Source organism: Pectobacterium aroidearum (assembly GCF_015689195.1).
In the GTDB taxonomy this organism is placed as follows: Bacteria; Pseudomonadota; Gammaproteobacteria; order Enterobacterales; family Enterobacteriaceae; genus Pectobacterium; species Pectobacterium aroidearum.
In genome coordinates, this window is the sequence record NZ_CP065044.1 from 1 (window position 1) to 11793 (window position 11793).

Sequence of the window (11793 nt, forward strand, 5' to 3'; positions counted from 1 at the left end):
GTGTCACTTTCGCTTTGGCAGCAGTGTCTTGCCCGTTTGCAGGATGAGTTACCTGCCACAGAATTCAGTATGTGGATACGCCCGTTGCAGGCGGAGCTGAGTGATAACACTCTGGCGCTCTACGCCCCCAATCGTTTTGTGCTGGATTGGGTTCGTGATAAATACTTAAATAATATCAATGTCCTGCTGAATGATTTTTGCGGGATGGATGCCCCTTTACTGCGTTTTGAGGTGGGCAGTAAACCGCTGGTTCAGGCCATCAGCCAGCCCGCGCAACCGCATCATAAGCAGGTCAGTGCTGCGCCTCAGCAGCAGGTACGCTCAGCGCCAGTACGTCCAAGCTGGGATAACTCACCCGCGCAGGCGGAGCATACCTACCGTTCCAATGTGAACCCCAAACATACGTTTGATAACTTCGTTGAGGGTAAATCGAACCAGTTAGCACGTGCGGCGGCGCGTCAGGTGGCTGATAATCCAGGTGGTGCTTATAACCCGCTGTTTCTTTATGGCGGTACCGGCCTGGGTAAAACGCACCTGTTGCACGCAGTGGGGAATGGCATCATTGCCCGTAAACCCAACGCGAAGGTGGTCTACATGCACTCCGAGCGTTTCGTGCAGGATATGGTGAAAGCGTTGCAGAACAATGCGATTGAAGAATTCAAACGCTACTACCGTTCTGTTGATGCGCTGCTGATCGATGATATTCAATTCTTTGCTAATAAAGAGCGTTCGCAGGAAGAGTTCTTCCATACCTTCAATGCGCTGCTGGAAGGCAACCAGCAAATCATTCTGACGTCAGACCGCTACCCGAAAGAGATTAACGGCGTGGAAGATCGCCTGAAATCCCGCTTCGGCTGGGGGTTAACAGTCGCAATTGAACCGCCAGAGCTGGAAACCCGCGTGGCGATTCTGATGAAAAAGGCAGATGAAAATGACATTCGCCTGCCTGGTGAAGTAGCGTTCTTTATTGCCAAGCGCTTGCGTTCTAACGTGCGTGAGCTGGAAGGCGCACTGAACCGCGTCATCGCGAACGCCAATTTTACCGGTCGCTCCATCACCATCGATTTTGTGCGCGAGGCGCTGCGCGATTTGCTGGCGTTGCAGGAAAAACTGGTTACTATCGACAATATTCAAAAGACCGTGGCGGAATACTATAAAATCAAGGTAGCCGACTTACTGTCTAAACGTCGTTCCCGCTCGGTGGCGCGTCCGCGCCAGATGGCGATGGCGTTGGCGAAAGAACTGACGAATCACAGCCTGCCGGAAATCGGCGATGCCTTTGGCGGGCGTGACCATACGACGGTGTTGCATGCCTGCCGCAAGATTGAGCAGTTGCGTGAAGAAAGCCACGACATCAAAGAAGATTTTTCCAATTTAATCAGAACTCTATCGTCATAACACTATGAAATTTATTGTTGAACGCGAACGTCTGTTAAAGCCATTACAACAGGTCAGCAGTCCGCTGGGCGGCCGACCGACTTTACCGATTCTGGGCAACCTGCTGATTCAGGTGACGGAAGGCGCGCTGTCGCTGACCGGTACCGATCTGGAAATGGAGATGGTGGCGAAAGTGGCGCTGACGCAGCCGCATGAGCCGGGTGCCACGACTGTCCCTGCCCGCAAGCTGTTCGATATTTGCCGGGGGCTGCCGGAAGGCGCGGAAATCACCATTATGCTGGATGGCGATCGCATGCTGGTGCGCTCTGGCCGCAGCCGTTTCTCGCTGTCTACGCTACCTGCGGCGGATTTCCCTAATCTGGACGACTGGCAGAGCGACGTTGAATTCTCGCTGCCGCAGGCGACGATGAAGCGTTTGATCGAAGCGACGCAGTTTTCGATGGCGCATCAGGACGTACGCTACTACCTCAACGGTATGCTGTTTGAAACCGAAGGCGAAGAGCTACGCACGGTCGCGACAGATGGTCACCGTCTGGCTGTCTGTTCTATGCCGGTTGGTCAATCTCTACCATCACATTCGGTGATCGTACCGCGTAAAGGCGTGATGGAACTGGTGCGTCTGCTGGATGGCGGTGATACGCCGTTGCAGCTGCAGATCGGCAGCAACAATATTCGTGCACACGTCGGCGATTTTATTTTCACGTCGAAGCTGGTCGATGGGCGTTTCCCTGATTATCGCCGCGTATTGCCGAAAAACCCGGATAAAACGCTGGAAGCCAGCTGCGATTTACTCAAGCAGGCCTTCTCCCGTGCGGCGATTTTATCGAATGAAAAATTCCGCGGTGTGCGTCTGCACCTGATTCAGAATCAGCTCAAAATTACTGCCAACAACCCAGAGCAGGAAGAAGCGGAAGAGATTCTGGATGTGCAGTACGACGGCACCGAGATGGAAATCGGCTTTAACGTCAGTTATGTACTGGATGTGCTGAACGCGCTGAAGTGCGAAGGTGTACGTTTACTGCTGACCGATTCCGTTTCCAGCGTGCAGATCGAAGATAGCGCCAGCCGGGCGGCGGCCTATGTCGTTATGCCAATGCGGTTGTAGAATTATCGGGCAAGTTTACTTGCCCTTTCATTATTAAGATAACTGCAACATGGCTCTCACTCGTCTTCTCATCAAAGATTTCCGCAATATCGAGGCGGCCGATCTGGCGCTGGTTCCCGGCTTTAATTTTTTAGTGGGTGCCAACGGCAGCGGTAAAACCAGCGTGCTGGAAGCGATTTATACGCTAGGGCACGGGCGGGCGTTTCGTAGCATTCAGGCGGGGCGCGTCATTCGGCACGATCAGCCGGAATTTGTGCTGCACGGTCGTATTGACGGTACGGAAACAGAGCGATCTGTCGGGCTAAGCAAAAACCGTCAGGGCGATAGCAAGGTGCGGATCGACGGCAGCGATGGGCACAAAGTCGCTGAACTGGCGCAACTGCTGCCGATACAGCTGATCACCCCGGAAGGGTTTACCCTGCTCAACGGCGGTCCGAAATTTCGTCGCGCCTTTCTCGACTGGGGTTGTTTCCATAATGAACCTGGCTTTTTTGCAGCCTGGAGCAATATGAAACGCCTGCTGCGCCAGCGTAATGCAGCGCTGCGCCAAGTGAGTCACTATGGGCAACTGAGAGCCTGGGATCAGGAACTGGTGCCGCTGGCGGAACGTATCAGCGAATGGCGTGCGCAATACAGTGCGGCGATTGCCAATGATATCGCCACGACCTGTACGCAATTTCTGCCTGAATTTTCTCTCAGTTTCTCTTTCCAGCGCGGCTGGGATAAAGAAAGTGAGTATGCCGAACTGCTGGAACGGCAGTTCGAACGCGACCGTATGTTAGGTTATACGGCGCTGGGGCCGCATAAAGCCGACTTCCGCATCCGCGCCAGCGGCGTGGCGGTTGAGGATATGCTGTCCCGTGGTCAGCTCAAGTTGCTGATGTGCGCGCTGAGGCTGGCTCAGGGTGAATTTCTCACCCGTCAGAACGGACTGCGCTGTCTGTATCTGATCGATGATTTTGCTTCCGAACTGGATAGTACCCGCCGCCGTTTGTTAGCCGAACGGTTGAAAGCCACCCATGCACAGGTTTTTGTCAGCGCGGTCAGCGCCGAACAGATAGAGGACATGGTTGGTGAAAAGGGCAAGATGTTCCGCGTAGAACAGGGTAAAATAACGGTTCAATCACAGGACTAAAATGAGCGAGAAACGTTGATGTCGAATTCTTATGACTCCTCAAGTATCAAGGTATTGAAAGGGCTGGATGCGGTACGTAAACGCCCAGGTATGTATATCGGCGATACGGATGACGGTACCGGCCTGCATCACATGGTATTCGAGGTTGTGGACAACGCTATCGACGAAGCGCTCGCTGGCTATTGTAAAGACATTATCATCACCATCCATGCCGATAACTCGGTGTCGGTGCAGGATGATGGCCGTGGTATTCCGACGGGGATTCACCCAGAAGAGGGCGTGTCTGCGGCTGAAGTGATCATGACCGTTCTGCACGCTGGCGGTAAGTTCGATGATAACTCGTATAAAGTCTCCGGCGGCCTGCACGGCGTAGGGGTTTCCGTGGTTAACGCCCTGTCAGAAAAACTGACGCTGATTATCCACCGCGACGGGAAGCTTCACGAGCAGACTTATAAACACGGCGTGCCGCAGGCACCGCTGGCAGTGACGGGTGACACCAACAGAACCGGTACCACGGTGCGCTTCTGGCCGAGCCATGAAACGTTCACCAATGTGGTGGAGTTCGAATATGAAATTCTGGCCAAGCGCCTGCGTGAGCTGTCGTTCCTGAACTCCGGCGTTTCTATTCGCCTGATCGACGAGCGCGAGAAAGATAAAGCCGATCATTACCATTATGACGGTGGTATCAAGGCATTCGTTGATTACCTGAACCGTAACAAGACCCCGATTCACCCGAACGTGTTCTATTTCTCGACGGTGAAAGATGACATCGGCGTGGAAGTGGCGTTGCAGTGGAACGATGGTTTCCAGGAAAACATTTACTGCTTCACCAACAACATTCCACAGCGTGACGGTGGTACGCACTTGGCCGGTTTCCGTGCCGCGATGACCCGTACGTTGAATACCTACATGGATAAAGAAGGCTACAGCAAGAAGGCCAAAGTCAGCGCCACCGGTGACGATGCGCGTGAAGGGTTGATTGCCGTGGTTTCCGTGAAAGTGCCGGATCCGAAATTCTCCTCGCAGACCAAAGACAAGCTGGTTTCTTCCGAAGTGAAAACCGCCGTCGAATCGCTGATGAACGAGAAGCTGGTGGATTATCTGATGGAAAACCCGTCAGACGCCAAAATCGTGGTCGGTAAAATTATTGATGCTGCACGTGCCCGTGAAGCGGCGCGTAAAGCGCGTGATATGACACGCCGTAAAGGCGCGCTCGATCTGGCTGGTCTGCCGGGCAAACTGGCGGACTGTCAGGAACGCGATCCGGCGCTGTCCGAACTGTACCTGGTGGAAGGGGACTCAGCGGGCGGCTCTGCCAAGCAGGGGCGTAACCGTAAGAACCAGGCGATTCTGCCGCTGAAGGGTAAAATCCTGAACGTTGAGAAAGCCCGTTTTGACAAGATGCTTTCCTCGCAGGAAGTCGCGACGCTGATCACCGCGCTGGGCTGCGGCATTGGCCGCGATGAATATAACCCGGACAAACTGCGCTACCACAACATCATCATCATGACCGATGCTGACGTCGATGGTTCGCACATCCGTACCCTGTTGTTGACCTTCTTCTATCGCCAACTGCCTGAAATTGTTGAGCGTGGCCACGTTTATATTGCGCAGCCGCCGCTGTACAAGGTGAAAAAGGGTAAGCAGGAACAGTACATCAAAGATGATGAGGCGATGGATCAGTACCAGATCATGCTGGCACTGGACGGCGCGACGCTGCATACCAATGCACAGGCTCCAGCGCTGGCGGGTGAACCGCTGGAGAAGCTGGTTTCTGAACACTATGCCGTACAGAAGCTGATTGGCCGTATGGAGCGCCGTTTCCCGCGTGCGTTGCTGAACCGTCTGATCTATCAACCGACGCTGTCAGAAGCCGATTTGAACGAACGTGAAAACGTGCAGGCGTGGGCGGAGTCACTGGTTAACAGCCTGAACGAAAGCGAATTGCACGGCAGCACATACAGCTTTGTCATTCATCATGATGAAGAACGTGGCGTATTTGAACCAGCGCTGCGCGTGCGTACGCACGGTGTGGATACCGATTATCCGCTGGGGGCAGGCTTCGTAGCGGGTAGCGAATATCGCAAATTGAATCAGCTGGGCGAAAAACTGCGTGGCCTGATTGAAGAAGATGCATACATCGAACGTGGCGAGCGTCGTCAACCGGTTGCCAGCTTTGAGCAGGCGCTGGAGTGGCTGGTGAAAGAATCCCGCCGTGGTCTGACCGTACAGCGTTATAAAGGTCTGGGTGAAATGAACCCGGATCAGCTGTGGGAAACCACGATGGATCCAAACAGCCGCCGCATGCTGCGCGTGACGGTGAAAGACGCCATTGCTGCCGATGAGCTGTTCACAACGCTGATGGGTGATGCCGTTGAACCGCGCCGTGCGTTTATCGAAGAAAACGCCCTGAAGGCGATGAATATCGATATCTGATTCGGTTTATGTTGCTATCGTTACCTGAGCCAGCTCCCTGCGGAGCTGGCTTTTTTTATGGTGAGCTTCCTGCCCGCCACCCTTTGGGCCGTCGCGAGTGACGTTGAAAAACGTTTTATCAGGCTAATGCACGGCGTTTGGCGCTGCGCATTTCCTGTAGCAGCGTGATAAAAGCGGTAATCAGCATAAATATGACGGCAGACCAGAAAATAGCGTGAGGGTGACCGTGATCCAGCAGCCAGCCGAACAGCACGGGTCCCGCAGCACCGCCGATGTTGAAGCCAGTAGAAACAATCCCAAAGACCCGTCCTTCCGCCCCTGGCGGTGAGGCAGCGCGTACCAGCATATCCCGGGAAGGGGCGATCATACCGGAGAGGAAACCAGCGGCGGCCAGCAACGGCACCAGCACGATAGTCGGTAAGGAATACATGGCAACAATACTGACGAGCACAGCGGTCACGGCCAACGCCGCCGTCGCTACCAGCCCGTGGCGTTTGGTTTTATCCGCCAGTGAACCACCAGCCAGTACGCCAAAGGCGCTGGCGAACAAGAACGCGGTAAGCGCCACGTTAGCCTGCGACAGCGACAAATCGTAGCCCGTGACCAACGCCGTCACGGAGAAATTCTGGATTGAACCCGTACTTAAATTCAGCAGCAGGAACAGAATCAGCAGCGCCAGAATCGGCAGCGTGAACACGGGGGCGCGCGATTTGCCCGGCTGGGTGCCTGTTGCCGCTGCAGGTTTCACTCGGCTAGGTTCATCGCGATCCGTCAGAAGCAGCGGTATCGTCAGTAAGCCGATGACGCCGGAAACGATGAAGGCGCTATTGATGCCGGAAAAGGCGGCGATGGACAGCAAAATACCGGGCGCAATGGCCGTGCCCAGAAAGCCGGAGAAGGTATGCACTGAGAACGCGCGGCCCATGCGTTTTTCATCAATCCCGCGCGACAATAAGGCGTAATCCGCCGGGTGATAAACCGCATTTGCCACGCCAGCCAGCCCCATCGCGGCAACCAGCCAAACATAACTGTCTGAGAAACCGAGCGAGAGAAAACAGAGGCTTCCGAGTGCTAAACCTGCGGTTAACGTACGGCGCGCGCCGATGCGATCCACCATAAAACCAATTGGCGTCTGCACACAGGCGGAGACAATGTTGAATACGCTGAGTGCAAACCCGAGCTCGACAAAACTGATATCGCGCTGAGCTGACAGCAGTGGAATAAGTGCAGGCAGCACCATCATATGGAAGTGACTCACCAAATGCGCTGATGAGATTTGCGCCAGTAGCGGTAATTTTATGAATTTCATATTATCTTTGCAGCTTACGGGTCTGTAGATTTTATTATCGTGAGAGCTGGCGCAAGAACAGGGCGTCACTCCCTGGCAAATGGATCATAAGGTTAGCATATTACTTATATCATCGATGGCGAATATTGATACCCGCCTTTTCGGCAGAATAGGGAGAGAACGGAGTGACGATAAAATCATATTTGGGCGGGTGTTTATGTGGTCAGATTCGGTTCAGGGCTTCGGGCGAACCGGGCAATCCACATGCCTGTTCCTGTTCTTTTTGCCAGCAGCATTCCGGTGCGCCAACGCTGTTGTGGGTTGAGTTTCCCCGGTCGGCAGTTGAATGGATTGGTGAAGGCGGAGAACCCGCGCGCTATCGGTCGTCTGATTACTCCAGCCGGGCTTTTTGCCCGCACTGCGGCAGCACGCTGGGCGCGATTGATGATGAGCCAACCATTGCGCTGACGATTGGAAATTTTGATGAGAAAAACAGCCCGGAGCTGAAGCCAACGTCACATTCGTTCGAGGACTGCTGCCCGTGCTGGGAATAATGCACAGGCCGTTGCCGGCCCGTGCAGGGGAATGGATGAAGAATGATGATTACGAGAGCTTGAATACCAGCACCGTTTGCGCGAGCTGTCTGGCCTGTTCTTCCAACGAGGCGGCAGCCGCTGTGGCTTCCTGCACCAGTGCGGCGTTCTGCTGGGTAACGCCGTCCATCTCGTGAACGGCCTGCGTCACCTGACTGATCCCGCGCGATTGTTCATCCGATGCTGAGACGATCTCATCCATGATGTCTTTAACCGACGTGACAGCACGCAGCATGTCCTGCATGGTCTCGCCAGCGCTCTGAACCAGCGTGACGCCGCTGTCGACGCGGCTGGCGGATTCCGTTATCAGCGCGGTGATATCTTTTACGGCACTGGCGCTACGCTGCGCGAGGTTGCGCACCTCGTTGGCAACCACTGCAAAACCGCGCCCTTGTTCGCCCGCTCTGGCTGCTTCTACCGCCGCGTTGAGTGCCAGAATATTGGTCTGGAACGCGATACCGTTAATGATGCTGGTAATGTCGGCAATCTTCTTCGAACTGTCGTCGATCTCACTCATGATGTGAACAACCTGACCGACAATCTTGTCACCTTTCTGAGCGATGTGGGCCGCGTTCTGCGCCAGCGTTGTGGCGTTATGGGCGTTATCCGCATTTTGTTTCACCGTCGCCGTAATCTGTTCCATGCTGGCGGCGGTTTCTTCCAGCGCCGCCGCTTGTTGCTCGGTACGGGAGGCTAGATCGGTGTTGCCTGCCGCAATTTCTGTTGCACCGTGGCTGACGGATTCGCTGGTGCTAATCAACTGTTCGGCGATGTCTCGCAGCTGTGACTGCATGGCGTTCATAGCGTAAAAAATACTGCTATCGTCTTTTGGCTGCACAGGAATGGTCTGCGTTAAATCCCCCTGCGCGACGGACAGCGCGATCTGTGCAGCCTGAGCCGGTTCCCCACCGATAGGCCGAGCGACTTTGCGGTTAAAGATGATGCCCAGTACGCCAGAAACCACCACGATACTCAGTACCATAAGCAGTAGCCCTATGTTGCGCTGCCGCACCGTTTCCGCCATCACCACATTAACGGGGGCGGACAGGCCGAGCATCCAGGGTGTACCGGTATTGCCGATGGTGACTGGCACATACACGTTAAACGCTGGCGTGTTCAGCACTGCATTATCACGTTCAATCTGATAAGGCTGCCCTGTGGTGACATGCTCAAGCAGCGTCGGGTCGTTTTCAATTTTTTTAGTCACCCGGGCTTTTTCGGGGTGAGAGATGTAGGCGCCGGAGTGCGACAGCAGCTGGGCGTAGCCCGTACCCTCATAGGGTTTGATGTTATTGGTGAGCTGTTGCAGCGTATCCAGCGAAAAATCCGCGGTGACGGAGCCGTAAAACTTATTGTTGATAATGATAGGCACGGCAATGGAGGTCAGCAGGACATCGACACCGTTGTAAGGGTAGCTATACGGTTCCAGAATCACTTCTTTCTGGAGTTTCTTCGGCAGCAGGTAGTAATCGCCGCTACCGGGCGTTTCATAATCCACCAGATTATGCAGAGCAACGTTGCCTGCGGTATCTCGGTCGACATAACGGACGAAGCGACCTTGCGGGTCCTGATCGGGCTGACCAGCGTACTCCCGATCTTTGCCGTCGAACGCATCAGGTTCCCATGCCAGCGACATCGAAAGGAAATCGGGGTGGCTCTTCAGCGCATTCTTCAGCAGCGTTTCTGCGGTTTTCCGATCGGCATTGCCTGCTTCTTGCAGACTGACAACGCTCTGCACCAGATTGCGCGCCGCATGTAGCGCGACATCCAGCTTTTGCTGAATAAGGTAGCTGTTGGTATACGCTGTTTGCTCAAGATAATGCTGTGCGATGGTCTTTTGTTGCTGGCCGGATTGCCAGATCAATAGGCCGATAGTGAGAATAAAACCGAGTGCGATAGTGCTAACGCCCGCCAGGAGCATCAGCATCCGTGTGCTGAGTTTTCTTTTTGACGCGGTTGGTGAGGAGTGAATGGATGGATTGCTGTGGTTAACCGGTAACAGTGTTGTAGACATATGCGTAATATCCCCTGGGATATAAGCGCCAATACCCGTCGATTTAGGGTATATAGGTGCTTTTTTCATAAAAGAATCAATTGATTGTCTTCCTTTCTGTTTTATGGGCATTCCCTTTCGCGACTCACCCTTATTTGTGATGTAAGTCACAAATAAATTATCGGCGGGAAACACTACCTCTTTAGGCTATTCACGAAAATGTCACAAATCGGCGCGGTCATAAACCGCATCAGTGTGATAGCGGATGAGATATGAGGCATGACGCCTCACCGTGTGAACGAGGGTTAAGCGGCAGGGCCTTTGCTGACTGAATCGCGGATAATCAATTCGCCCTTGAAGTCAGGCGCAGGCTCGACGGTTTCACCCTCCAGCCGGCACAGCAGTTTCTCAAGGGTATAGTTGATCATTTCGGCGACCGGTACGTGCACGGTAGTGAGCGGGGGATAGAACCATGAAGCCATCGGTAAATCGTCGAACCCCAGCAGCGAGACATCCTGCGGAATCGCAAGGCCGTGTTCGCGCAGCGCTTTTGCCGCGCCAATCGCCATGTCGTCATTGCTGGCGACCAGTGCACTGAAAGTGGTCGACCGCTGAAGCAGGGTTTTTGCTGCCGAATAACCACTGTCATGCGTCCAGTCGCCAGGCGCAACCAGACTGTCACTATAGGGAATTCCGTTTTCCTCCAGCGCCTGACGGTAGCCCACAAGTCGGCTCGTGCCGGTGGGTGAATTCGGCGATCCGCAGATAAACGCGATATCACGATGACCCTGCGTAATCAGGTAATTGACGGCATCATGGCAGTGTTGCTGGTGGTCAGCACAGATACCGTTGTCACCGTGCCGATGCAGCGTGCGGTTGACGACCATAATCGGCTGTTCATGCTGTTCGATAATGCTTTCCAGCGCATCGATAGAAAGAAAGCGTGGATAGATAATGACGGCATCGCAGCGTAAATCGAGCAGGAACTGGATCGCTTCTCGTTCTTCTTCCGCACTGTGTTTGCCATCCGCCATGATGAGCTGCCGCCCGTATTTTTCCGTCATCGTCGCCGTTTGGAACAGCAATTCGCTGAAATAGGGGCCGCTGTATAGCGTGTTGGTCACGACCAAGCCAATGATTTGCGATTTGCTTGTGGCGAGCTGGCGCGCCAGCAGGTTGGGCCGGTAGCCAATCTCTTCAATCGCCCGGAATACCCGATCCCGCGTGGTTTTACTGACGTAGTTATTCCCTGTCAGCACGCGTGATACGGTGGCTTTGGAGACACCGGCTTTTTTCGCTACATCAAGCATGGTTACCATCGTACTTTCCCGTTCTCCTTTTGCGCCGCTTTATGCCGTCATTATAGGGAAAAATCCTCCTTTTTTATCACCAATAACGCGTGTAGGGATAAAAATATTCCCCGATTGTGCTATTTATGATCGCCTTCAAAAAACAGTAAAAACAATATGAAACCGGTTGCATATTATTTTTCGTCTTGCTTGAATAATAAAAAAACAGACGGTGAGGTGCAGTATGAATAAGATTTTACTCTGTTGCGCAGCAGGAATGTCTACCAGCATGCTGGTACAGCGGATGGAAAAGGTTGCCGAGCAAAAGGCGATCGCTGTTGAGATAAAAGCCGTAGGTTTTGAAGAGTTTAGTGAACTGATTGATGAATATGACTGTTGCCTTTTGGGGCCGCAGATTAAGTATAAACTGCCTGAATTCAAAGTGATAGCTGACGAGAAAGAGAAGCCGATTGCGGTTATTAATATGGTTGATTATGGCATGATGAATGGGGAGAAAGTCCTTAACGATGCCCTGGCGATGATCGCGTAATATAAC

Annotated in this window: 9 protein-coding genes; 6 read left to right on the top strand and 3 right to left on the bottom strand. The window is 53.7% G+C overall.

What is annotated here, in order from left to right:
* The 4 genes from dnaA to gyrB are packed head-to-tail and all read left to right on the top strand — an operon-like array spanning nucleotide 1 to nucleotide 6074.
* Nucleotides 1–1398, top strand: coding sequence for a chromosomal replication initiator protein DnaA (gene dnaA / locus I2D83_RS00005; RefSeq protein WP_180779437.1), 1398 nt, complete (start codon nucleotides 1–3; stop codon nucleotides 1396–1398).
* Between the two features lie 4 nt (nucleotides 1399–1402).
* Entirely contained in the window at nucleotides 1403–2503 is a 1101-nt protein-coding gene (dnaN, locus tag I2D83_RS00010) for a DNA polymerase III subunit beta (protein ID WP_039307574.1), read from the top strand.
* A 49-nt stretch (nucleotides 2504–2552) separates the two neighbouring features.
* The gene (gene recF / locus I2D83_RS00015; protein ID WP_010281217.1) at nucleotides 2553–3638 is read left to right on the top strand and encodes a DNA replication/repair protein RecF; all 1086 of its coding nucleotides are present in this window, start codon (nucleotides 2553–2555) and stop codon (nucleotides 3636–3638) included.
* Between the two features lie 18 nt (nucleotides 3639–3656).
* The gene (gene gyrB / locus I2D83_RS00020; protein ID WP_205947318.1) at nucleotides 3657–6074 is read left to right on the top strand and encodes a DNA topoisomerase (ATP-hydrolyzing) subunit B; all 2418 of its coding nucleotides are present in this window, start codon (nucleotides 3657–3659) and stop codon (nucleotides 6072–6074) included.
* Nucleotides 6075–6192: 118 nt separating this feature from the next.
* Here the strand turns inward: gyrB and I2D83_RS00025 are convergent, their stop codons facing one another.
* The gene (locus tag I2D83_RS00025) at nucleotides 6193–7383 is read right to left on the bottom strand and encodes an MFS transporter (protein ID WP_012772751.1); all 1191 of its coding nucleotides are present in this window, start codon (nucleotides 7381–7383) and stop codon (nucleotides 6193–6195) included.
* 164 nt (nucleotides 7384–7547) lie between these two features.
* Here I2D83_RS00025 and I2D83_RS00030 point away from each other — a divergent pair, with 164 nt between their 5' ends.
* Nucleotides 7548–7916: a GFA family protein gene (locus tag I2D83_RS00030; RefSeq protein WP_205947319.1), complete on the top strand. Its 369-nt coding sequence runs from the start codon at nucleotides 7548–7550 to the stop codon at nucleotides 7914–7916.
* 49 nt (nucleotides 7917–7965) lie between these two features.
* Here the strand turns inward: I2D83_RS00030 and I2D83_RS00035 are convergent, their stop codons facing one another.
* On the bottom strand, nucleotides 7966–9969 hold the full coding sequence (locus I2D83_RS00035; protein ID WP_369986884.1) for a methyl-accepting chemotaxis protein: 2004 nt from the start codon (nucleotides 9967–9969) through the stop codon (nucleotides 7966–7968).
* Between the two features lie 284 nt (nucleotides 9970–10253).
* Entirely contained in the window at nucleotides 10254–11267 is a 1014-nt protein-coding gene (locus I2D83_RS00040; RefSeq protein ID WP_205947320.1) for a LacI family DNA-binding transcriptional regulator, read from the bottom strand.
* 214 nt (nucleotides 11268–11481) lie between these two features.
* On the opposite strand from I2D83_RS00040, the gene I2D83_RS00045 reads away from it, so the two are divergent.
* On the top strand, nucleotides 11482–11787 hold the full coding sequence (locus I2D83_RS00045) for a PTS sugar transporter subunit IIB (protein ID WP_012772755.1): 306 nt from the start codon (nucleotides 11482–11484) through the stop codon (nucleotides 11785–11787).
* Nucleotides 11788–11793 lie beyond the last annotated feature (6 nt).

What these genes read in the sequence shown, in the direction of transcription:
- dnaN (WP_039307574.1), top strand. Translation starts at nt 1,403, where the DNA reads ATGAAATTTATTGTTGAACGCGAACGTCTGTTAAAGCCATTACAACAG.
- I2D83_RS00035 (WP_369986884.1), bottom strand. Translation starts at nt 9,969, where the DNA reads ATGTCTACAACACTGTTACCGGTTAACCACAGCAATCCATCCATTCAC.
- gyrB (WP_205947318.1), top strand. Translation starts at nt 3,657, where the DNA reads ATGTCGAATTCTTATGACTCCTCAAGTATCAAGGTATTGAAAGGGCTG.
- I2D83_RS00025 (WP_012772751.1), bottom strand. Translation starts at nt 7,383, where the DNA reads ATGAAATTCATAAAATTACCGCTACTGGCGCAAATCTCATCAGCGCAT.
- I2D83_RS00040 (WP_205947320.1), bottom strand. Translation starts at nt 11,267, where the DNA reads ATGGTAACCATGCTTGATGTAGCGAAAAAAGCCGGTGTCTCCAAAGCC.
- I2D83_RS00045 (WP_012772755.1), top strand. Translation starts at nt 11,482, where the DNA reads ATGAATAAGATTTTACTCTGTTGCGCAGCAGGAATGTCTACCAGCATG.
- recF (WP_010281217.1), top strand. Translation starts at nt 2,553, where the DNA reads ATGGCTCTCACTCGTCTTCTCATCAAAGATTTCCGCAATATCGAGGCG.